16 protein-coding genes and 1 pseudogene are annotated in these 22,046 nt (G+C 60.8%); 7 read left to right on the top strand and 10 right to left on the bottom strand.

Features of this window, described 5'->3' with window-relative positions; translation table 11 throughout:
• A pseudogene (locus ACQKP2_RS12135) lies at positions 1-292 on the bottom strand (hypothetical protein); the annotation flags it as partial.
• A 20-nt stretch (positions 293-312) separates the two neighbouring features.
• A complete protein-coding gene (locus ACQKP2_RS12130) occupies positions 313-2,010 on the bottom strand; it encodes a glutamine--tRNA ligase/YqeY domain fusion protein (RefSeq protein ID WP_427576652.1) in 1,698 nt (565 codons plus the stop codon).
• Positions 2,011-2,259: 249 nt separating this feature from the next.
• On the opposite strand from ACQKP2_RS12130, the gene ACQKP2_RS12125 reads away from it, so the two are divergent.
• Both ACQKP2_RS12125 and lpxH read left to right on the top strand, forming a co-directional pair.
• Complete coding sequence (locus ACQKP2_RS12125) at positions 2,260-2,763, top strand: peptidylprolyl isomerase (RefSeq protein WP_427576650.1); 504 nt, start codon at positions 2,260-2,262, stop codon at positions 2,761-2,763.
• The gene (gene lpxH / locus ACQKP2_RS12120; protein ID WP_427576649.1) at positions 2,760-3,512 is read left to right on the top strand and encodes a UDP-2,3-diacylglucosamine diphosphatase; all 753 of its coding nucleotides are present in this window, start codon (positions 2,760-2,762) and stop codon (positions 3,510-3,512) included. The genes ACQKP2_RS12125 and lpxH overlap by 4 nt, the downstream gene beginning before the upstream one ends.
• Positions 3,513-3,695: 183 nt before the next feature.
• Here the strand turns inward: lpxH and ACQKP2_RS12115 are convergent, their stop codons facing one another.
• From ACQKP2_RS12115 to ACQKP2_RS12085, 7 genes are all read right to left on the bottom strand, one after another.
• Complete coding sequence (locus tag ACQKP2_RS12115; RefSeq protein ID WP_427576647.1) at positions 3,696-5,228, bottom strand: DHA2 family efflux MFS transporter permease subunit; 1,533 nt, start codon at positions 5,226-5,228, stop codon at positions 3,696-3,698.
• A 149-nt stretch (positions 5,229-5,377) separates the two neighbouring features.
• Complete coding sequence (locus tag ACQKP2_RS12110) at positions 5,378-6,580, bottom strand: efflux RND transporter periplasmic adaptor subunit (RefSeq protein WP_427576645.1); 1,203 nt, start codon at positions 6,578-6,580, stop codon at positions 5,378-5,380.
• A 15-nt stretch (positions 6,581-6,595) separates the two neighbouring features.
• Entirely contained in the window at positions 6,596-8,080 is a 1,485-nt protein-coding gene (locus tag ACQKP2_RS12105; protein WP_427576644.1) for an efflux transporter outer membrane subunit, read from the bottom strand.
• Entirely contained in the window at positions 8,070-8,552 is a 483-nt protein-coding gene (locus ACQKP2_RS12100; protein ID WP_427576643.1) for a MarR family winged helix-turn-helix transcriptional regulator, read from the bottom strand. Before ACQKP2_RS12100 ends, ACQKP2_RS12105 begins: the two co-directional genes overlap by 11 nt.
• A gap of 236 nt (positions 8,553-8,788) precedes the next feature.
• Complete coding sequence (locus ACQKP2_RS12095; protein WP_427576642.1) at positions 8,789-12,457, bottom strand: translocation/assembly module TamB domain-containing protein; 3,669 nt, start codon at positions 12,455-12,457, stop codon at positions 8,789-8,791.
• Complete coding sequence (locus ACQKP2_RS12090) at positions 12,454-14,181, bottom strand: autotransporter assembly complex protein TamA (protein ID WP_427576640.1); 1,728 nt, start codon at positions 14,179-14,181, stop codon at positions 12,454-12,456. Before ACQKP2_RS12090 ends, ACQKP2_RS12095 begins: the two co-directional genes overlap by 4 nt.
• A 91-nt stretch (positions 14,182-14,272) precedes the next feature.
• On the bottom strand, positions 14,273-14,923 hold the full coding sequence (locus ACQKP2_RS12085) for a GNAT family N-acetyltransferase (RefSeq protein ID WP_427576639.1): 651 nt from the start codon (positions 14,921-14,923) through the stop codon (positions 14,273-14,275).
• Positions 14,924-15,224: 301 nt separating this feature from the next.
• Here ACQKP2_RS12085 and xthA point away from each other — a divergent pair, with 301 nt between their 5' ends.
• The gene (gene xthA / locus ACQKP2_RS12080) at positions 15,225-16,037 is read left to right on the top strand and encodes an exodeoxyribonuclease III (RefSeq protein WP_427576637.1); all 813 of its coding nucleotides are present in this window, start codon (positions 15,225-15,227) and stop codon (positions 16,035-16,037) included.
• A gap of 169 nt (positions 16,038-16,206) precedes the next feature.
• Complete coding sequence (locus ACQKP2_RS12075; protein ID WP_427576635.1) at positions 16,207-17,547, top strand: substrate-binding domain-containing protein; 1,341 nt, start codon at positions 16,207-16,209, stop codon at positions 17,545-17,547.
• 94 nt (positions 17,548-17,641) lie between these two features.
• Here ACQKP2_RS12075 and ACQKP2_RS12070 read toward each other — a convergent pair whose 3' ends face one another.
• On the bottom strand, positions 17,642-18,871 hold the full coding sequence (locus tag ACQKP2_RS12070; protein WP_427576633.1) for an acyl-CoA dehydrogenase: 1,230 nt from the start codon (positions 18,869-18,871) through the stop codon (positions 17,642-17,644).
• A 179-nt stretch (positions 18,872-19,050) separates the two neighbouring features.
• On the opposite strand from ACQKP2_RS12070, the gene ACQKP2_RS12065 reads away from it, so the two are divergent.
• From ACQKP2_RS12065 to ACQKP2_RS12055, 3 genes are all read left to right on the top strand, one after another.
• A complete protein-coding gene (locus tag ACQKP2_RS12065) occupies positions 19,051-19,980 on the top strand; it encodes a LysR family transcriptional regulator (RefSeq protein ID WP_427576632.1) in 930 nt (309 codons plus the stop codon).
• Between the two features lie 177 nt (positions 19,981-20,157).
• A complete protein-coding gene (locus ACQKP2_RS12060; RefSeq protein ID WP_427576630.1) occupies positions 20,158-20,559 on the top strand; it encodes a MerR family transcriptional regulator in 402 nt (133 codons plus the stop codon).
• A 143-nt stretch (positions 20,560-20,702) separates the two neighbouring features.
• Complete coding sequence (locus ACQKP2_RS12055) at positions 20,703-21,602, top strand: hydroxymethylglutaryl-CoA lyase (protein WP_427576628.1); 900 nt, start codon at positions 20,703-20,705, stop codon at positions 21,600-21,602.
• The last annotated feature ends 444 nt before the right edge of the window (positions 21,603-22,046 follow it).

The raw sequence follows: 22,046 nt of genomic DNA, 5'->3' as shown, positions 1-22,046 counted from the left end.
CGACTGGGCGCTGTACATCACCATTGGTTTCCTGGTGTTGACGGCCATCGTCTGGTTCGGCTTCGAAGCCCGGCGCTTCCAGGGGCCGCCGGTGGATGCGCACGTAGGTCAGGTCGTACCCGCTGAACCGCAGCCAGCGGGTCACCAGGTCGAACGCGACCATGCAGCGGCCGTGGCCCAGGTGGCAGTAGTCGTACACGGTCATGCCGCACACGTACATGCGCACCTTGTTGCCATCGAGCGGCTTGAAGACTTCTTTGCTCTTGGTGAGCGTGTTGTAGATCGTAAGCACGTTATGTCCTTGACGCGAAATCACTGGCCCCACGAATCACGCAGGGTCACGGTACGGTTGAATACCGGGGCGCCCGGTTTCGAGTCCTTGATATCCGCGCAGAAGTAGCCTTCGCGCTCGAACTGGAAACGGTCTTCCGGCTGTGCATTGCCCAGCGAGGGTTCGGCACGACAACCGGTCAGTACCTGCAGCGAATCAGGATTGATGTTGTCCAGGAAGGTGGCGCCGTCTTCGGCCTTCTCCGGGTTCGCCGAACGGAACAGGCGGTCGTACAGACGCACCTCGCACTCGACGCTGGCGGCGGCCGGGACCCAGTGGATCACGCCCTTGACCTTGCGGCCCTCAGGGTTCTTGCCCAGGGTATCCGGATCGTAGGAGCAACGCAGTTCGACGATATTGCCGTCGGCATCCTTGATCGCCTCATCGGCACGGATCACGTAGCTGCCGCGCAGACGCACTTCGCCGGCCGGCTCCAGGCGCTTGTAGCCTTTTGGCGGCTCTTCCATGAAGTCGTCACGGTCGATGTAGATCTCGCGGGCGAACGGCAATACGCGTACACCCATGTCTTCTTTCGGGTGGCAAGGCAGCTCGAGATTCTCGACCTGGCCTTCCGGGTAGTTGGTGATCACGACTTTCAACGGGCGCAACACGCACATGGCGCGCGGTGCGCTCTGGTCGAGGTCGTCGCGGATGCTGAATTCGAGCATGCCGAAGTCGACCACGCCGTCGGAACGGTTGGTGCCGATCATTTCGCAGAAATTGCGGATCGATTTCGGTGTGTAGCCACGACGACGGAAACCCGACAGCGTGGACATGCGCGGGTCGTCCCAGCCGTTGACGTGACCTTCATCCACCAGTTGCTTGAGCTTGCGCTTGCTGGTGATGGTGTAGTTCAGGTTCAGGCGGCTGAACTCGTACTGACGCGGATGCGCCGGCACCGACAGGTTGTCGAGGAACCAGTCATACAGCGGACGGTGACCTTCGAACTCCAGGGTGCAGATCGAGTGGGTGATGCCTTCGATGGCGTCCGACTGGCCGTGGGTGAAGTCGTAGTTGGGGTAGATGCACCACTTGTCACCGGTCTGGTGGTGGTGGGCATGACGAATGCGATACAGGATCGGGTCGCGCAGGTTCATGTTCGGCGACGCCATGTCGATCTTGGCACGCAGCACGCGGGCGCCGTCCGGGAACTCACCGGCGCGCATGCGGGCGAACCAGTCCAGGTTCTCTTCCACCGAACGGTCGCGGAACGGGCTGTTCTGGCCCGGCTCGGTCAGGCTGCCCCGGTATTGCTTGGCTTGCTCGGGGGTCAGGTCGTCGACGTAAGCCTTGCCGGCCTTGATCAGCTCGACGGCCCAGTCGTGCAACTGGTCGAAGTATTGCGACGCATAACGCACTTCGCCAGCCCATTCGAAGCCCAGCCACTTGACGTCGCTCTCGATCGCGTCGATGTATTCCTGGTCTTCCTTGGCCGGGTTGGTGTCGTCGAAACGCAGGTGCGTGACGCCGCCGAACTCCTGGGCCAGGCCGAAGTTCACACAGATCGACTTGGCGTGGCCGATGTGCAGGTAGCCGTTGGGCTCAGGCGGGAAACGGGTGACGATCTGGGTGTGCTTGCCCGAGTCCAGGTCTGCCTGGATGATCGGCCGCAGGAAGTTGACCGGCACGGCGGGGCCGGTCTTGGCATTCGAGGTAGGGTCGACAGTGGGCTTGCTCATAGGATCCTTGGCATACAGGTGCATGGCCGTAATACACAGCCGGACAAAACAAAGCCGCTATCATAGCCGATGCCGCCGAGCCGCCGACAGTGCAGGCCCGAAAACCGTTGCATTTAATCGGCTGCAAATGAAAAACAGCCTCGAAATTCGTCTGTGTCGCGCTAAACTGCGCACCTTGGCCGAAACAGGCTGAACCGGTTGTCGGATCAAATGTCCGAAACCCACGAATTCCCCGACAGAGTAGTAATCATGACCCAAGTCAAACTGACCACCAACCATGGCGACATCGTCCTGGAACTGAACGCCGAGAAGGCTCCGATCACCGTGGCCAACTTCGTCGAGTACGTCAAAGCCGGTCACTACACCAACACCGTTTTCCACCGTGTCATCGGTAACTTCATGATCCAGGGCGGCGGTTTCGAGCCAGGCATGAAGGAAAAGAAAGACAAGCGTCCAAGCATCCAGAACGAAGCCGACAACGGTCTTTCCAACGACAAGTACACCATCGCCATGGCCCGCACCATGGAGCCGCATTCGGCTTCCGCGCAGTTCTTCATCAACGTGGCCGACAACAGCTTCCTGAACCACAGCGGCAAGAACGTCCAGGGCTGGGGCTACGCGGTATTCGGCAAAGTGACCGCCGGCACCGACGTTGTTGACAGCATCAAGAAGGTTGCCACCGGTTCCAAGGCGGGTCACCAGGACGTTCCAAGCGACGACGTGATCATCGAGAAAGCCGAGATCATTGAGTGATACTGCTGATTTCAGACTTGCATCTGGAAGAGGAGCGCCCGGACATCACCCGGGCGTTTCTGGATTTACTCGCCGGGCGCGCCCGCTCGGCGAGTGCCTTGTACATTCTGGGCGACTTTTTCGAGGTGTGGATTGGCGACGACGCCATGACCCCCTTCCAGCGTTCCATCTGCCAGGCCCTGCGCGATTTGAGCGACAGCGGCACGGCCATTTTCCTGATGCACGGCAATCGCGACTTCCTGCTCGGCAAGGCCTTCTGCAAAGCGGCCGGCTGCACCTTGCTCAAGGATCCCAGTGTCGTGCAGTTCAATGGCGAACCGGTGCTGCTGATGCACGGCGACAGCCTCTGCACCCGCGACGAAGCCTATATGAAGCTGCGTCGCTACCTGCGCAATCCCGTGAGCCTGTTCATCCTGCGTAACCTGCCCTTGGGCACACGGCATAAACTGGCGCGCAAGCTGCGCAGTGAAAGCCGCGCGCAAACACGGATGAAGGCCAATGACATAGTCGATGTCACGCCCGAAGAGATTCCGCGGATCATGCAGCAATACGGCGTGAAAACCCTGATCCACGGCCATACCCATCGACCGGCCATCCACAAGTTGCAGATCGGCGAACAGGCCGCCCGGCGCATGGTGCTGGGGGATTGGGACAAGCAGGGATGGGCGTTGCAGGTGGATGAACAGGGCTATGCACTGGCGCCTTTCGACTTCACGCCACCACCTCAATTGGCGGCGCCCCTCCATTAACCGCCACCGCGCTGCCAGGTTCGCGGGCAAGCCTCGCTCCTACAGATGATCGTTCCCACGCTCCGCGTGGGAATGCAGCCAGGGACGCTCCGCGTCCCGGTATTGAAAGCCGAACGCAGAGCGTCCGTTGAGGCGTTCCCACGCAGAGCGTGGGAACGATCGATCGTGGGAGCGCAGTGGTGTTTAGTGGCCGGCCGAGGCCGCCGGCCCCGCCTTCGCGGTAAACGGCGGCTTGGCCAGCCATACGATCAGGATCAGCCCCATGAACATCCAGCCCAGCAAGGTGAAATAATCCACGGTGGACATGATGTAGGCCTGGCTGACCACCATTTGTTCCAGCTGTGTGTAAGCCTTGGCCCCTGCCCCACCCAAATGGGCCATCGCTTCACGGGTTGCCGGGTCATAGCTGGTGATGCTTTCGGTCAGATAGGCGTGGTGCTGGTCGGCGCGACGAATCCAGATCCAGGTGGTCAACGATGCCGCGAAGCTGCCGCCCAGGGTCCGCAGGAAGGTGGCCAGGCCCGAGCCGTCAGCGATCTGGTGGGGTGGCAGGTCCGACAGCAGGATGGTCAGGGTCGGCATGAAGAACAGCGCCACGCCGATGCCCATGAACAGTTGCACCAGGGCGATATGCTGGAAGTCCACCTCATTGGTGAACCCGGCACGCATGAAACAGCTCAGGCCAATGGCCAGGAACGCACCGCCCGCCAGCACCCGCATGTCGAATCGCGGGGCATACTTACCGACGAAAGGTGACAACAGCACCGGCAGGATGCCCAGCGGTGCCACGGCGAACCCGGCCCAGGTCGCGGTGTAGCCCAGCCGTGTCTGCAACCACTGCGGCAGAATCAGGTTGATGCCGAAGAACCCGGCGTACCCCAGAATCAACACGATGGTGCCGTAGCGGAAGTTGCGATGGGCGAACAGCCGCAGGTTCACCACCGGGTGCTCGTCGGTCATTTCCCAAATCACGAAAAACGCCAGGGCGACCACGGAAATGACCGTGCCGATGATGATGAAGCTCGACTCGAACCAGTCCGCATCGTTGCCCTTGTCGAGAACGATCTGCAACGCCCCCACACCGATGATCAAGGCGATCAGGCCGACATAGTCCATCGGCTGGCGACTGGTGACCACCGGGCGCTTTTTCATCTGCTGCACGACGACCCACGCCGCAAACAGGCCGATCGGCACGTTGATGAAGAAAATCCATGGCCAGCTGTAACTGTCGGTGATCCAGCCCCCGAGGATCGGCCCGGCAATCGGTGCCACCACGGTCACCATCGCCAGCAGCGCGAGCGCCATCCCCCGTTTTGCCGGGGGATAGACGGCGATCAGCAGCGTTTGCGTCATGGGGTACAGCGGTCCTGCCACCACCCCTTGCAGCACCCGAAAGCCCACCAACTCCGGCATGGAGGTCGAAACCCCGCACAGGAACGACGCCAGCACGAACAGCAGCGTCGCCCAGACGAACAGTTTCACTTCGCCGAAGCGCCGGCTGAGCCAACCGGTCAGCGGCAGGGCGATGGCGTTGCTCACCGCAAACGAGGTGATCACCCAGGTACCCTGCTCGGAACTCACGCCGAGGTTGCCGGAAATGGTCGGCAAGGCCACGTTGGCGATGGTGGTGTCGAGTACTTGCATGAAGGTCGCCAGTGACAGACCAATGGTACTGAGCACCAGGCTGGGCGGCGTGAAAGACGCGTTATTGCTCATCGCGAATCCTTTGAAACCTGATTGGCGCCGATAACCCTGTAGGAGCGAGCACGCTCGCGATGGAGGACCAGACACCGCTGGGTGTCAGGCTGCCCGCGTTATCGTTGGCGTCCATCGCGAGCGTGCTCGCTCCTACAAGGTCGGTGTGATCAGCGTTGCGCGGTCTTGCTGACCGCGGCGCTGTTGTCGTGAATCAGCTGAGTGATCATGGCGTCGGCCTCGGCCAACTGGCGGTCATACACGCTGGTGCTGAACGAAGCCTTTTGCGGCGGCTGTTGCGCCAGCACCGGGCCGCTCTGGTCGCGCAGGTTCACATCGACCATGGTCGACAGGCCGATGCGCAATGGATGTTTGGCCAGTTCCTCGGCGCTGACATGGATCCGTACCGGCACCCGCTGCACGATCTTGATCCAGTTACCGGTGGCGTTCTGCGCCGGCAGCAAGGCAAACGCGCTACCGGTCCCGGCGCCGAGGCTGTCGACGGTCCCGCTGAATTTCACGTTGCTGCCATACAGATCGGTCTCGATTTCCACCGGTTGACCGATGCGCATGTCACGCAACTGGGTTTCCTTGAAGTTGGCGTCGATCCACAGCTGATCCAGCGGAATCACCGCCATCAGCGCTGTGCCCGGTTGCACCCGCTGGCCCAGCTGCACGGTACGCTTGGCCACATAACCGGTGACCGGCGCGATCAAGGTGCTGCGGGCATTGTTCAGGTAGGCCTGGCGCACCTGCGCCGCGGCGTCCATCACGTCCGGGTGTGACGAGACCACGGTGTCGTCCACCAGCGCACTGGTGGTCTTGAGTTGCTGGCGGGCATTGGCCAGGGCATTTTGCGCCGAGGTCAGGTCGTCGCGGGCGTGGGACAGTTCCTCCTGGGAAATCGCCCCGCCGGCGGCCAGGTTCTTGCGGCGGTTGAAGTTGTCTTGGGCTTTCTGCACCTCGGCCTGTTGCGCGTTGACCTGGGCCTTCATGCCATCGACATTGCTGTACAAGCCGCGCACACGGCGCACGGTACGGGCCAGGTTGGCCTGGGCACTTTGCAGACCGATTTCGGCGTCGTTGGGGTCGAAGTTCACCAGCACCTGACCTTCGTGGACCAGATCGCCATCATCGGCGCCAATGCTCACGACCGTACCGGTGGTCAGCGGCGTGATTTCCACCACGTTGCCGTTGACGTAGGCGTCGTCGGTGCTTTCACTGAAGCGACCGTAGAACTGGTGATAGCCCCAGACACCGGCACCGCTCAGCGCGACGGCGGCGGCGAGGATCAGCAACATGAACTTGCGCTTGCCAGAGTTGGGATTGCCCTGGGTGTTTTCTGCAGTTGGGGTTGTTTCGGCAGTGGCCATGACAAATACCTTGAATTAGTGGGTCAGCGTGGCTGGCGCGGCTTTGCTTGAAGAGACACCGGCCGAGGCGATGGCCTCAGGCTGGTATCCGCCGCCCAGCGCCTGCATCAGTTGGATCGAAAGGTCGATCTGCTCGGCATTCAGGTTGGCCAGCTGACGCTGGGCCTGGAGCAACTGCTGCTCGATGCTGAGCACGTCCAGGTAGTTACCGATGCCGGAACCGTACCGCTGGACCACAGTGTTGTAGGAGTCCTGGGCAATGTCGGTGGCGTGCTGCTGGGCAGCGATCTGCCGACCGATATCGCGTAGCTGGTTGATGCTGTCGCTGACATCGCCCAGCGCCTTGACCAGGTTTTTGTTGTACTGCGCCACCGCCAGGTCGTAGTCGGCGTCGCGCGAATCAAGATCGGCACGCAGGCGGCCACCGTCGAAAATCGGCACGGAAATGGTCGGGGCAATGTTGAAGAAGCGACTGGCCGAACCAAACATCGCATCGCCCAATAGAGATTCGGCACCGGCCGCGGCACTGAGGTTCAAGTTGGGATAGAACCGGGTCTTGCCGGCGTCGATGTTCTTGCTCGCAGCTTCGACCCTCCAGCGTGCGGCCACAAGGTCCGGACGACGACCGAGCAGCTCGGCCGGCAGCACCGACGGCAACGCCACCGCACTGGGTTGCAGGATGTTCGGCCGGGCGATTTCATTGCCGCGATCCGGGCCTTTGCCAAGCAGCACGGCCAGCGCGATTTTGGCGCTTTGCAGGCGTTTTTCGGCGTCGATCAGATTGGCCTGGGAAGTCGCTTCCAGGCTTTGGGTCTGCTGGAACTGGTACTGGCTGTCGATCCCGGCACTGAGACGGCGCTGGCTGAGATCGAGCATCTGTCTGGTGCGCTTGAGGTCTTCGGCGGACAGGTCGTGAACGATATGGGCCTGTCCCAGGTCGCTGTAGGCACGGGCGACGTCGGCGGCCAAGGTCAGCTGCGCGGCTTGCCGATCGACTTCAGCGGCACGGGCCTGCCCCAACGCGGCCTCCCAGGCATCACGCTGACCACCCCAGAGATCGAAGTTGTAATTGAAGCTTGCGCCCAGATTGCGCACGGTCGCGTAGGCATCGCCCTCGCCTCGCGGGTCCTGGTCGCGGGCCAGTCGAGACCGGCTGACACCGGCGCTGGCATCGAGGGTCGGCATCCGCGCGGCATCGGCGGCATAGGCCGCGGCATTGGCCTGGTGAGCGCGGGCATCGGCGATCTGCATGTCGGGGCTGTCGCGTAGCGCCTCGCGAATCAAGCCGTCGAGCTGAGGATCGCCAAGGCTTTTCCACCAGTCACTTTTCGGCCAGGCCGCCGGCGATAACGGCATGCCGCCCAGGGATTGCCCGGCCTTGAGGTTTTTCGCATCGAGGCTGACACCTTCAGTGGTCAGGCCGCTGTAACTGGCACAACCGGCCAGTGTCATGGCCAACAGCACCAGGCTCAGACCGGTGCGCAGGGTTTTACTCTTCATCGTTGCCACCTACCCGCAGCAAGGTGATCGAGTCACCGGCCGCCAGCAAAATTTTCTTCAGGATCTGTTCCAGGGTTTTCAGTTCTTGCGGGGTGACGGCACCGGCCAGTTCATTCATGGCATCGGCGCCGATGTGAGGCAGGAGATCGGCCAGTTTCTGCCCCTCCTCCGTCAGCACGAGCCGCACCTGACGGCGATCCGCTTCAGAGCGCTCTCGGGCGAGGAAACCCTTCTGCTCCAGGCGATCGAGCATGCGCGTCATCGAGCCGCTGTCCAGGGACAGGTGCCGACACAGCTCGCCCGGCGAGTCGACGCCGAACTGGGCCATGATGATCATCACCTTGAACTGCGCCGCGGTGATGCCATGGGGTTCCATGTGGGTGTCGATGATCCGGTCCTTGAGCAGCGCAGCGCGCCCGATCAGCAGGCCGAGATGACAATTGTGGAAGTTTTCCGGAGTGAAATGCTTCATCTGAACACCAGTTAGCTGCCTAGGCAGTGAATGTATGTCGAGATGTTACTGCCTAGGCAGCGAATGTCAATGGAATAGTTAGCTTGCTTGGCAAATACTTGACCAAAGGTGTCGGGTTTTGTGATGGCGCTGCGCCCCCATCGCGAGCAGGCTCGCTCCCACAGGGTCCAAGGTGATCCTTGTGGGAGCGAGCCTGCTCGCGATGGGGGCGCTGCAAATAGAGAGAGGAACGGGTTCTAGAAATCCCGCTTGTAGAAGATGTCCAGCGAACTGGCCACGCCGCCGGCGGCCTCCAGGTAGACCTTTTTGCTGAGTTTGTAGCGCAAGGCAATGGTGTTGGCCGGTTCGAACACGCCGACGCCATAACGCAGGCTGAGCTTTTCCGAGAGGTTGCCGCTGGCCACCACGCTGGTGGTGTTGCCGCTGCCTTCGGTGTCGAGCTGGAAATCCTCGATACCCAGATTCTTCGCCAGGCCGCCGGTCACCCCGGAACTGCCCATCAGGCCCAGACCGAGCGCCGCCTGGGCCAGCATGTTGTTGTCCTCGCCGTTGCTGCTCAACGGACGCCCCAGCACCAGGTAGGACAAGGCCTGCTCCTGACTCATGGCCGGCTCGGAGAAAATCTGCGTGGTCGGTTGCTCGGCACTGCCGCTCAAGCGAATACCCGCGATCACATCATCGGTCTGGCGGATCGCTTCGATATCCAGGTAAGGCTGGTCGATCGGCCCGGCGAACAGCAACCGCGCCCGACGCACCGTCAGGCGCTGGCCGTAGGCCCGGTAACGCCCGTCGTTGAGCCAAAGCTCGCCACGGGTGTCGAGGTTGTCGCCGATGTGTACATGGCCCTGCAGTTTCGCCGTCAGGCCAAACCCGGCGAAACTCAGCTTGTCGTCGCCGACCACCACATCGATGTCCATGACCGTGGCCATCGGTGGCTTGCCCTCTTCGGTCTGCTGGCCGACGATCACCGTGTCGCCGGAAACCTTGACCGTCGACGGCGGCAACTCGCGAACGGTGATATCCCCCCTGGGGATCAGCACTTTGCCGGCCACCGCCAGTTTGTCGTCCTTGATCGAGATCTTCAGGTCCGGCGCTACCTCAAGCTTGGCGTAGGGTTCGACGGTGACCGGCAACTGCGTTCCCTTGAGCGCCAGGTCCACCACCAACGCCTGTCCCCAGGCGATATTGCCGCTCAAGCTGCCCTGTCCGGTCTTGCCACTTTTCCAGCCGCCATTGAGCTGCACGGTTTCCCCGACGATCATCGCCTGCAACTGCAAGGCCTGTATCTCCATCGGCAACTCAGGCCCGGATACCTCACCGTCGCTGAGCAGCAAATTGCCGTTGACCTGAGGCGCCAGCAATCCGCCGGAAATCGTGCCGCTGCCGTTCAAGCGCCCGGTCAGTTTCTCGACCATGGGCACGAACGGGCGTGCCACCGACAAATCCAGGCCACTCAAGCGGAATGAACCGCTCAACGGCTTGTTCTTCGGCAATGGATTGAGCTGCGTCTGCACCATCAGTTCACCGAGCTTGCCGCCCACGAAATTCAGGTCGGTGTCGATGCGTTTGGGCGTGAGTTGACTGGTGAGTTTCAGGGTCTGGTAGGGGAAATCCAGCCATTGGTCCTTTTCCTTGATCCGCAACATGCCGCCGCCGGCATCGATACTGATCAGGCCTTTCGGGCCGCTGGCCGGCACGTCCAGTTGCACATCGGCGTTGAGTCGGCCCTGCCAGGCGAAATCCTTGGGCAGCCATTGCGCGAGACTGTCGATCGGGAACTGCCGAAGGTGCCAGCGCAACTTCGGCTCGGGCATCAGGCGTTGATCCTCACCGCACAGGCTGGACGAGCCGGACACCCAGCAATGGGCGCCGAAGTTGATCTTGCCGTCCGCCAGCCGTTCCAGTCTGGCCGGACCTTGCAGCTTCCAGTCCTGGCCACCGGCCTGTATATCGCCGCTGGCCAGTCGCCCGCGCCAATTGCCCTTGTCCAGCGCGCCATCCAGCCCGAGGGCCAGCTTCAGCTTGGGTCCTTGCAGATCAAGGCTCAGCTTTTGGTTTTTCATATCGCCCTGACCGCTGGCGGTCAGTGTGCCGAGCGAAGTATCACCGGTTTGAATGCCGCTGCCCTTGAGGTCGATTTTCGCCCGTTGGGCGCTGTCGAGTGTGGCATCCAGATTCAGGCTTTGCAGACGATGATCGGCGAAGGCCAGTTGCGAGCCTTGCAGATCGAGCTTGCCCTGCGGAGCCTTCAACGTGCCGGCAACGTCGACCCGACCGTTGACCTGGCCACGCAATTGCGGCCAGAGCTGGGCCAGGCGCGGCAATTTGATGTCGATCTGCCCGGCAAGCTTCTGCTGCAAGCTGCCTTTGCCATTGATGCTGTTGTCACCCAGGCGGATCTGCAACGCAGTCAGGTTCCACTGTTCACCACCGCCATCAGCCTTGGCCTGCAGAATGGCGGGTTGGCCACGCAGTTTGCCTTTCAGGTCGAGATCGGCATTCAGACTGAGCTTTTCGTTTTTCATCTCGCCTTTGCTGCGCAACGGTCCGGCGAGGATCCCCGGCAGTTCCGCGACCCAATACGCCGGGTTGATCGCCGACAGGTCCAGCGCCGTGTCCCAGGCGATACCGTCGGCAAATTGCAGGTTCAGATGCCCTTCGGCCTTGCCCTGACCGGCGATGAGCTGAATCTGTTGCAGATAGATTTTCGTCAGATCGCCAGCGAACGGGCTGGTCAGGCTGAATGCACCTGCCGGGCCGTCCAGTGCGGCGTCGAAGTTGCCCAGGTACTTGCCATCGGTGTAGGAGACCTCACCGTTAAATTTGCGCAAGGCCACCTGCGGTTCATCGATCAGCGGATAGAGACGGTGCCAGGGGAAGTCCAGCCAGGCGACTTTCGCATCCGCGCCAAAGCCTTTGCTCCAGTCCAGTTGCCCGGTGAGCTTGAGGCTCTGCTTGTCGCTGGCCGTCAGGTCCAGCGCGGCAATCTGCGCGCCGCTGGCGTCGACCTTGCCCTGTAGCATCAGCGCGACGGGGCCTTGTTCGGCCGGCAACGTGGCCTTGCCGAGCACCGCATAGCCGTTTTTCAGGTCGCCCTCGCCGGTGATCTCCACCTGGTTGAGTTGCAGGGTGTCCGGCAAGTCCGCAACCGGTTTGAACGCATCGGCCGTGATGCGCACCTTGGCCGGCAGGTTTTCTGCCAGCGGTTGCAGTTCACCGCTCAATTGCCCTTGCAGATAACCACTGCTGTCGGCCTTCAGGGCCAGGGTTTTGAGCAGGTCGCCCTGCACCTTCAACGCCAGCGTCCAGGGTTCGGGCGTCGTCAGGATCAACTGCCCTTCAGCGCTCAGCGGCCAGTTGCCACCCGGCTGCAAATGACCCGACAGGTTCAGGCTCAGATCGTCGCGCTGCAATTTCACCGCGTCGATCTGCATGCCCTGTGCAGTCCAGTGCGCGGCCAGTTGCAGGCCCTTGAGCTGTTCACTGCCGTTGAACAGCAAGCGGCCGACCCGCACGTCGCCCAGTTCCAGTGCGACGGGCAATTGCAGATTCGGCAGGCTGATCGGCCCACTGCTGGCCTCTTCTTTGCCGGGCGGGAATTGCAGGCTGACCTCATCGGCCTGTAACTGCTCGATGCACACAGTCATGCGTGTCAGGCACAGCGGCGACCAGGCGAAAATCACCTGATTCAACTCGACGCGGCTGACGTCCTGCTGCCACAGCACACGGTCAGCACTCCACTGCCCGCCCAGGCGACCCTGGAAATTGTCCAGGCTCAGCCCCGGTACGAACCCAAGCGCCCAGCGACTGCCCGTTGCCGTGCCCAGCACCGTGGCCAACGCCACGATCAGCAGCATCAACAGTGCAATGATGGCCAGCAGTGTTACTTTCAAACCACGCTTCACAGCTCGGGCCCCATGGAAAAGTGCAAGCGGATACCGCCGTCGTCGTCCAGCGCATGGGCCAGGTCGAGGCGGATCGGCCCCACCGGCGAAACCCAGCGCACACCAATACCGACCCCGGTCTTGAGATTAGGAAAATCCAGCGTATTAAAGGCATTGCCCTGGTCGATGAAGGTCGCTACCCGCCATTTTTCGGCAATGGAATATTGATATTCGGCACTGGCAGCGACCATATAGCGACCACCAATGCGGTCGCCCTCGCTGTTTTCCGGCGACAGGCTCTGATAGTCATAACCACGCACGCTCTGGTCGCCACCGGCGAAGAAGCGCAGCGACGGCGGCACCGACTTGTAGCCGTTGGTGGCGCTGCCGCCGACCTGCACCCGACCGAGGAAACGATGATTGTCGAACACCGTGGTCAGGCCTTTGAGCAATGCGGTGCCGTAGAGCAAATTGTTGTCCGAACCCAGTCCTTCCTTGGCCACTCTGGTTTCAAATTGCAGGCGATAGCCGTTGTGCGGGTCGATGCGGTTGTCGCTTTTGAGGTACGAGTAGCTCACGCCTGGCATCAACAGGGTACTGAGTCCGGCGTCGTCGCCGAGCTGATATTCCTCGCGCTGCCACTTGAGCGAGACCACGCGTTGCCAGCCGCTGGGCAACTTGCTGTGCCATTCCGGCCCAAGGGTCAGCAATTTGCTGCGGGTGTCGGTGCCGGCGATATCCTCGTTCTGATACCCCCCGGCAAAACGCAGTTTGTCGGTCAGCGGCGGGTCCAGGGGAATGTCGTAGAACAAGCCGACGTTTTGCCGTGGTGCCGAGATTTCGGTCTCCCAACCGTAACTGTGCCCCTGCGGGTTGACCCAGTGCCGGGTCCAGTTGGCCTTTACCCGTGGACCGACGTCGGTGGAGAAACCAAGGCCCAGCCCCATGGTCCGTGGCTTGCGGGTCTCGAGTTTGACGTCCACGGGAATCACATCGTCCTTGGAGGCAGTGGGCGCGGCGTCCACCCGTACACCCTCGAAATACCCGCTCGATTGCAGCGACTGATTGAGTTCGGCGATCAGTTCGGAGTCGTAGGGTGTGCCTGCCTTGAACGGCACCATGCGTTGCAGCAGCTCTTCATCGAATGGCGTATCGCCTTCGAAACTGACTTTGCCCAGGGCGTAACGTGGGCCGCTGTCATAAATCAGCTCGATATCGGCCACACCGGCGCGTGGATCGACCGACAGTTTCGAACTTGTAAAACGACCATTGAAGAAACCGTACCGCGACGCCTGATTCTGGATCAGCCGCTTGGCATCTTCGTATTGGCCATGATTGAGCACTGCGCCGGTTTGCAGCGCATGGCCCTTGGGCACACGAAACGCCTTGAGGGAGGCCGCCGGACCATCGATGCGGATGGTGACGTTGCGCAGATGCACAGGTTCCCCGGGGTCGACATTGAGTATCAGGCGCGGCGTCTTGCCGCCCTTCACGTTGCTGTCGATCTGCGGCTGGTAGTAACCCAGGGCCTGGGCCGCCTTGCGCGCCTGCTCCTCGGCGCCACGACTGAAGCGCAACAAGGCCGCTTCGTCACGATCGCCAAGGCTGCCGATATAGCCTTCTATATTGGCCTTGAGTTCATCGTTGGACGGCTTGATCCGAACATCCAATTCACTTTGCGCCAGCGCCGCGCAGCTGGTTATCAGCATGAGCACGCCACTGGTAATTCTTCCTGGAAACTTCATAGGCGCGGATGCTATCACGAGCATGGTTCATGAAGAGGGTTCATGAACACGGAAGCGTGATAGAGCCTGGCACGCCCCGAAAGTTCGACATTCAGGCCATGGCGCTCTGCACCACCTGCGGGTTGGGGTGGAAAAACACGTGCTCGCGTATCGGTCCTACGGCCACCTCACCGATTTCTTCATAACCTTGACGCTTGTAGAACTCCAGATAGCGCGTATCACCGGTGTCCAGGATCACGCCCTGAGAGCCTTCGTCCACCGCGCACCAATTGTGCACCGCTTGCAGCAACTGCTCGCCGAAGTGCTTGCCCTGAAATTGCGGATGAATCCCCAGCAGGGGCAGGACATGCACGGCGTCCGACGGCGCACATCCCGCCACCGCCTCGTGATACTCCAGATAGCGGCGGGTACAGCGAAAACCGGTGCTGAGCACCATGCGCAAACGCCATGCCCAGCTTTCGGTGATGCCGAGCCTGCGTTGCGGCGGTGCAATCAGGGCAATGCCGATCAACCGGTCGTTGACCAGCAGACCGATGGCCGGCAAGTCCTGCAGAAAGTGTTGATTGACCAGTTCACGCACCGTCGCGCGTACTCTCTGCTCATAACCGGGGCGCTCCGACTCGAACAGGTAAGCGAACGTCGGCTCGTGCCGGTAAGCCTGAAACAACAGTGAGCGGGCTTCGCGGGAATAACCGCTGTCCAGCCTATGAATGTCGGCAATGGCGGTGGTGTTTTCAGGCATGGCAGTCGATCTCCCCGGCACAGCTGCGGGGCTGCGCGCTTATCGGTTCCCCCAAAGGTATAGACCAGACTCCGTTACTGTGGAAACACGTTCGTTTCCTCATGATCGTGCAGCCTGCTCCCTGTAGGAGCGAGTTCACTCGCGATGGACGTCAACGATAACGTCGGCACCCTGACACCCCGCGGTGTCTGGTCGTCCATCGCGAGCCTGCTCGCTCCTACAGGGAACAGGCGCACACTATCAACACTGGCCCCATGGCGACATGTCAGCTAGCATCGCCCTTTTGCCAGGACTGCCGACCATGAAGATTGTCTCCTTCAACATCAACGGACTGCGGGCACGTCCCCATCAGTTGGCGGCGCTGATCGAAAAACATCAGCCCGACGTGATCGGGCTGCAGGAAACCAAGGTTCACGACGACCAGTTTCCACTCGATGAGATCAAGGCGCTGGGTTACCACGTCTACTTTCACGGGCAAAAAAGCCATTACGGCGTCGCCCTGCTCTCGCGCCAGGAGCCGATCGAGCTGCACAAAGGCTTCACCACCGATGAAGAAGACGCGCAGCGACGCTTCATCTGGGGCACTTTCGCCGACGCCAACGGCACGCCGGTGACCATCATGAACGGCTACTTCCCACAAGGTGAAAGCCGCGACCACCCCACCAAGTTCCCGGCCAAGGAACGTTTCTACAGCGACCTGCAGCAACTGCTGGAAAGCCAATTCAAGAACGACCAGCCACTGGTGGTCATGGGCGATGTGAACATTTCCCCCGAGGACTGCGACATCGGCATCGGCCCGGACAACATGAAGCGCTGGCTCAAGACCGGCAAATGCAGCTTCCTGCCGGAGGAACGCGAATGGATGGCCCGCCTGAAAAACTGGGGCCTGGTGGACAGCTTCCGTCACCTCAACCCCGACGTGGCCGATCGCTTCAGCTGGTTCGACTATCGCAGCCACGGCTTTGAGGACGAGCCCAAGCGCGGCTTGCGCATCGACCTGATCCTGGCGTCACAGGGCTTGTTGCCGCGGGTCAAGGATGCGGGCGTGGACTACGAATTGCGCGGCATGGAAAAGCCGTCGGACCATGCACCGATCTGGCTTGAATTGAGCTGAATCAATTTCCCCGTGGGAGCGAGCCTGCTAGCGATTCCGTGAGCCAGGCAACATAGCCGTCGACTGACACTACGCCTTCGCGAGCAGGCTCGCTCCCACAATTGTCATTTTTCAGTCATCTTGCTGACTTAATCTCCCGGCACCTCTTTCAGCTCCTTAAGGTGCCGGCATGACGCTGCGCGTGTTGTTCCTGTTGATGGTGTGCAACTGGTTGCCGCTTGCGGCCTCGGCCGGCGGATTGCCGACGCCCGAAAAGGGCCCGGTGCTGCGCATCCAGGGGTCCAACACCATCGGCGCGGCGCTGGGCCCGGCGCTCGTCGAAGGGTTGCTGCGCCAACAGGGCCTGCTCAAGGTGCATCGAGAAGTGCCGGACGCGGCCAATGAACTGCGGATTGTCGGTGAATCCGCTCAGGGACGAAGGGTCGAGGTGGCACTGTCGGCCCACGGTTCCAGCACGGGTTTCAGCGCGCTGCAATCAGGCAACGCCGATCTCGCCGCGTCTTCCCGTGCGATCAAGGACCGCGAACTCTCCGACCTTCAATTCCTGGGCGATCTTAAAAGTGCCGATGCCGAGCAGGTCATTGCCATCGACGGCCTGGCGATCATCCTTCACCCGCAAAACCCGCTGAATCAACTCGACACCCTGCAACTGGCGCGCATTTTCAGCGGCGAAGTCAAAACCTGGGAAGAACTGGGCGGCAGCGGCGGGACGATTCATCTGTATGCACGCGATGATCAGTCCGGCACGTACGACACGTTCAAGGATCTGGTCCTCAACGGACACGGGAAAACCCTCGGCAGTAGCGCGAAGCGCTTCGAGTCCAGCGAACAGCTGTCCGATGCCGTCAGCCTCGACCCACAAGGCATCGGCTTCATCGGCCTGCCCTACGTACGTTCGGCCAAGGCCGTGGCGATCGCCGACGGTCAATCCCAGGCGATGCTCCCGCTCAACAACCTGATCGCCACCGAAGACTATCCGCTGTCCCGGCGGCTGTTTTTCTACCTGCCGCCCAACGGGAAGAATCCCTGGGCCAAGGCGCTGGTGGCGTTTGCTCAAAGCAGCCAGGGTCAAGCCATCGTTGCCGCCAACGGTTTCATTGCACAGACCGTGCAGGCGATGACCGTGACGCCACATGTATTGATGCCCGAGGGCTACCAGGGACTGAGCCGTCACGCCCAGCGATTGACGGTGAACTTCCGCTTCGAAGAAGGCAGCGCCAGCCTCGACAACAAGGCCCGGCAAGACCTGTCGCGGGTGCTCGACTATATAAAGCAGCACGACAAAACCGACCGGCAAGTGACACTGGTGGGATTTGGCGATGCCAAGAGCGACCCGGCGCGCGCCGATCTGTTGTCGAAGCTGCGGGCCATGGCCGTACGGCGTGAACTGGTGAAAAACGGTGTGGTACTTCGTGAAGTTCGCGGGTTTGGCGCTGAAATGCCGGTGGCTGCCAATAGCGCGGATGAGGGGCGGATCAAGAATAGGCGGGTTGAGGTTTGGGTGTATTGAATCTCTTGGTGATACGCCGAATTGACTGACGCCTTCGCGGGCAAGCCTCGCTCCTACAGGATCGTGGCTGCCCGCAAAAAACGATGCCGCGGTCTTAGTGCCCGCTGCGCATCAACTCCTTGGGCACATACTTGCCGATCTCGAACTTGCCGATTGCCGCGCGGTGCACTTCGTCCGGGCCGTCGGCCAGACGCAGGGTTCGCTGCATTGCATACATGTAGGCCAACGGGAAATCATTGGAGACCCCTGCCCCGCCATGGATCTGGATGGCACGGTCGATCACCCGCAGGGCCACATTCGGCGCCACCACCTTGATCTGCGCGATTTCGCTTTTTGCCACTTTGTTACCGACGGTGTCCATCATGTACGCCGCTTTCAGCGTCAGCAGGCGGGCCATGTCGATTTCCATGCGTGAGTCGGCGATCTTGTCGACGTTGCCACCCAGGCGCGCCAGCGGCTTGCCGAATGCGGTGCGGCTCACTGAACGCTTGCACATCAGCTCCAGCGCACGTTCCGCCATGCCGATCGAACGCATGCAATGGTGAATCCGGCCCGGGCCGAGGCGACCTTGAGCGATTTCGAAGCCGCGTCCTTCACCCAGCAGAACGTTTTCGTACGGCACCCGCACGTTTTCGAACAGGACTTCGGCATGACCGTGAGGGGCATCGTCATAACCGAACACCGGCAGCGGACGCACGATTTTCACGCCGGGGGTGTCGACCGGGACCAGAATCATCGAGTGCTGGGCATGGCGCGGCGCGTCGGGATTGCTCAGTCCCATGAAAATCAAGATCTTGCAACGCGGGTCACAGGCGCCTGACGTCCACCACTTCTTGCCGTTGATCACCCACTCGTCGCCATCGCGCACCGCGCGGGCGGCCATGTTGGTGGCATCGGACGACGCCACGTCCGGTTCGGTCATCGCGAAGGCCGAGCGGATCTCGCCGCGCAGCAGCGGTTCGAGCCAACGTTGTTTCTGTTCTTCATTGGCGTAGCGCACCAGCACTTCCATGTTGCCGGTGTCCGGCGCCGAGCAGTTGAACGGCTCCGGTCCCAGCAGCGAACGGCCCATGATTTCCGCCAGCGGCGCGTATTCGAGGTTGGTCAGGCCGGCGCCGTATTCGGACTCAGGCAGAAACAAATTCCACAGGCCTTCGGCCTTGGCCTTGAGTTTGAGTTCTTCCATGATCGCCGTCGGCTGCCAGCGATCGCCCTCGGCAACCTGACGCTCGAACACGGCTTCAGCGGGATAAACGTAGGTGTCCATGAACGCAGTCACGCGCTCACGAAGTTCCTGAACCTTGGGCGAATAAGCGAAATCCATGAGCAAGATACCTTCTTGGGAGAGGTTGTTTAGATCATGCATTCGATGCTAGAACAGCTACGAAAATTTACCTAGCCTATTCTCGGCGTGTATTAACATTCATCACCGATATATGATCGGCTGATTGCCAAGGCCCCCCGGGCCTGATCAAGACGCCCCTTAAAACAAGAGTGCAGCGCATGAATCTGAGCAAGGTCGACCTCAACCTTTTCATCGTCTTCGACGCGATCTACACCGAAGCCAACCTGACCCGTGCCGGGCAGATCGTCGGCATTACCCAGCCGGCGGTGTCCAACGCCCTGGCCCGCCTGCGCGAGACCTTCAACGACCCGTTGTTCGTGCGTACTGCCCAGGGCATGGTGCCCACGCCCATGGCGCAGAACATCATTGGCCCGGTGCGCAATGCGCTGTCGTTGCTGCGCATATCGGTGCAGGAAAGCCGCATTTTCAACCCGCTGCAGGCAGTCAAGACCTATCGCATCAGCATGACCGACCTCACCGAAGCGGTGATTCTGCCGCCGCTGTTCCAGCGCCTGCGGCGCCTGGCGCCGACGGTGATCATCGAGAGCTTCCTGTCCAAGCGCCGCGAAACCACCAAGGAACTGGCGGCCGGTCGCCTGGATTTTGCGGTGGACGCCCCCCTCAACACTGACCCGCAGGTGCGCCATGTCAAGTTGATGGAAGACCGTTACGTCTGCGCCATGCGCAAGGGCCACCCACTGGCGGGCAAGGAAAAATTCACCCTCGACGATTACCTGGGCCTGACCCACATCCATATTTCCAGCCGTCGCAGCGGCCTGGGTTATGTCGATCTGTCCCTGGGCAAGATGGGCATCCAGCGCAAGATCGCCCTGCGCTCCCAGCATTATCTGATGGCCTCCCAGGTGTTGCAGCAGACCGACATGGTCATGACCGTGCCGGAGCGCTTCGCTCGCCGTAACGACTTGCATGCCTTCAGTCTGCCGGTCAATGAAGTGCCGCCGGTGGAAACCCACCTCTACTGGCACGAAAGCACCGACCAGGACCCGGCCAACCGCTGGATGCGCGAGCAGATGATCGAGCTGTGCCAGCAGGTGACGGCGCATGAGAAGAAGTTCGAGAAGGTGTAGGTCATTGCACCTTGTTATCGTTCTTCGCGGGCAAGCCTCGCTCCTACGGTATCGATGTTCATCCGTAGGAGCGAGGCTTGCCCGCGAAGAGGCCTGCATCGACACCGAATAACCCGCCCCTTGACGTATACGTCAACCTGCCATTAGCTTAGCGCATGACCTTTTGCGAGCGCTTCCATGAGCAGCCAGACCTACAGTATTTCCGACCTCGCCCGTGAACTCGACATCACCACGCGGGCCATTCGCTTCTATGAAGAGCAAGGCCTGCTCAGCCCCGAGCGACGCGGCCAGGAACGCATCTATTCACCCCGTGACAAAGTCAGCCTGAAGCTGATCCTGCGCGGCAAGCGCATTGGCTTTTCGCTGGCCGAATGCCGCGAGCTGATCGAGCTTTACGATCCCTCCAGCGGCAACACCAAGCAACTGCACAGCATGCTGGCGAAAATCAGCGAACGCCGCGAACAGCTCGAACAGCAGCTGCTGGATATCGAACAGATGAAACTGGAGCTCGATACAGCTGAAGAACGCTGCGTGCAGGCGCTGGAGAAAACCCTCAAAAATCAGCAAGCGGTCCAATAACCCACATACCCTCCCCTGTAGGAGCGAGCAGGCTCCGGGCGGCGTTCCGACGATTGGCGTCAACGATAACGCTGGCAGCCTGACACCCCGCATCGCGAGCATGCTCGCTCCTACAGGTCTTCAACCAGCACAGGTGCAATCCCATGTCTCTTCCAACCCGCGTACGCCTGGTCGAAGTCGGTCCTCGCGATGGTCTGCAAAACGAAGCTCAACCCATCAGTGTCGCCGACAAGGTTCAATTGGTTGACGCTCTGACGGCCGCGGGCCTGGGCTATATAGAGGTCGGCAGTTTCGTTTCGCCCAAATGGGTGCCGCAAATGGCGGGCTCGGCCGATGTCTTCGCACAAATCCAGCGCAAGCCGGGCGTGACCTATGGCGCCCTGGCCCCCAACCTGCGTGGTTTTGAAGACGCCCTGGCCAGCGGCGTCAAGGAAGTCGCAGTCTTTGCGGCCGCGTCCGAAGCCTTCTCCCAGCGCAATATCAATTGCTCGATCAGCGAGAGCCTGGAACGCTTCGTACCGATCATGGACGCGGCCAGGCAAAACGGCGTAACCGTGCGCGGGTATGTGTCCTGTGTGCTGGGCTGCCCTTATGAAGGTCACGTCGCCCCCGAACAAGTCGCCCTGGTCGCGCGCGAACTCTATGCCATGGGCTGCTATGAGGTTTCCCTGGGCGACACCATCGGCACCGGTACCGCCGGTGCAACCCGCAGGATGTTCGACGTGGTTTCAGCCGATGTACCGCGAGAAAAACTGGCCGGACATTTTCACGACACCTATGGTCAGGCCATGGCCAACATCTACGCCAGCCTGCTGGAAGGCATATCGGTGTTCGACAGTTCCATCGCCGGGCTTGGCGGCTGCCCTTACGCCAAGGGCGCCAGCGGCAACGTAGCCACCGAAGATGTGGTTTACCTGCTCAATGGCCTGGGGATTGAAACCGGAATCGATCTGGATGCCCTGATCCAGGCCGGCCAGCAAATTTGCTCCGTGCTGGGGCGCCCGACCGGTTCGCGCGTGGCCAAGGCTCGTTGCGCACAGTGAGTGTGCAGGTGTTTCCGGGTGTTACCGCGACATCCGGATCCCGAGGTTCTGACGGGTAACACGGAAACAAATTGTCAGGTTTTTCCTGAGAGCAAAATCCTACAAAATTCTAAGTTGTTGATTTTAAAGGATTTTAAAAAGTTGGCATGGCTTCTGCTATCTCTATGGCATAACAAGAATAAAAAGCGACAAACCAATAAAAATAAGACGAAACGACTCTGACATAACAAGAACAACACGGCAGAGACGCAGCTAACTGATTTTTTTGGAGAAGATGTGCTTTTCAGGGTGCTTTCCGAAGTTACCCGCAACCGGGCAGAGAACAATAAAATTACCTCAAGGTAGCTCCCGAACTGGTTGGATCGCTTAGCGAAAAAGCAGATCAGCGCTCAAAAAAATACGTTTGCTCTTGATCCCGGATGGGGATCGCCAAAAACAGCGGTA

Source organism: Pseudomonas sp. NPDC089569 (assembly GCF_050280625.1).
GTDB lineage: Bacteria > Pseudomonadota > Gammaproteobacteria > Pseudomonadales > Pseudomonadaceae > Aquipseudomonas.
The sequence above is the reverse complement of the archived record's forward strand: the minus strand, read 5'-3'. Positions and strand labels throughout refer to the sequence as shown.

Bases quoted from the DNA above. Each gene is read 5' to 3' on its own strand.
- ACQKP2_RS12130 (WP_427576652.1), bottom strand. From the start codon at position 2,010: ATGAGCAAGCCCACTGTCGACCCTACCTCGAATGCCAAGACCGGCCCC.
- ACQKP2_RS12125 (WP_427576650.1), top strand. From the start codon at position 2,260: ATGACCCAAGTCAAACTGACCACCAACCATGGCGACATCGTCCTGGAA.
- ACQKP2_RS12115 (WP_427576647.1), bottom strand. From the start codon at position 5,228: ATGAGCAATAACGCGTCTTTCACGCCGCCCAGCCTGGTGCTCAGTACC.
- ACQKP2_RS12110 (WP_427576645.1), bottom strand. From the start codon at position 6,580: ATGGCCACTGCCGAAACAACCCCAACTGCAGAAAACACCCAGGGCAAT.
- ACQKP2_RS12105 (WP_427576644.1), bottom strand. From the start codon at position 8,080: ATGAAGAGTAAAACCCTGCGCACCGGTCTGAGCCTGGTGCTGTTGGCC.
- ACQKP2_RS12100 (WP_427576643.1), bottom strand. From the start codon at position 8,552: ATGAAGCATTTCACTCCGGAAAACTTCCACAATTGTCATCTCGGCCTG.
- ACQKP2_RS12090 (WP_427576640.1), bottom strand. From the start codon at position 14,181: ATGAAGTTTCCAGGAAGAATTACCAGTGGCGTGCTCATGCTGATAACC.
- ACQKP2_RS12085 (WP_427576639.1), bottom strand. From the start codon at position 14,923: ATGCCTGAAAACACCACCGCCATTGCCGACATTCATAGGCTGGACAGC.
- xthA (WP_427576637.1), top strand. From the start codon at position 15,225: ATGAAGATTGTCTCCTTCAACATCAACGGACTGCGGGCACGTCCCCAT.
- ACQKP2_RS12075 (WP_427576635.1), top strand. From the start codon at position 16,207: ATGACGCTGCGCGTGTTGTTCCTGTTGATGGTGTGCAACTGGTTGCCG.
- ACQKP2_RS12070 (WP_427576633.1), bottom strand. From the start codon at position 18,871: ATGGATTTCGCTTATTCGCCCAAGGTTCAGGAACTTCGTGAGCGCGTG.
- ACQKP2_RS12065 (WP_427576632.1), top strand. From the start codon at position 19,051: ATGAATCTGAGCAAGGTCGACCTCAACCTTTTCATCGTCTTCGACGCG.
- ACQKP2_RS12060 (WP_427576630.1), top strand. From the start codon at position 20,158: ATGAGCAGCCAGACCTACAGTATTTCCGACCTCGCCCGTGAACTCGAC.
- ACQKP2_RS12055 (WP_427576628.1), top strand. From the start codon at position 20,703: ATGTCTCTTCCAACCCGCGTACGCCTGGTCGAAGTCGGTCCTCGCGAT.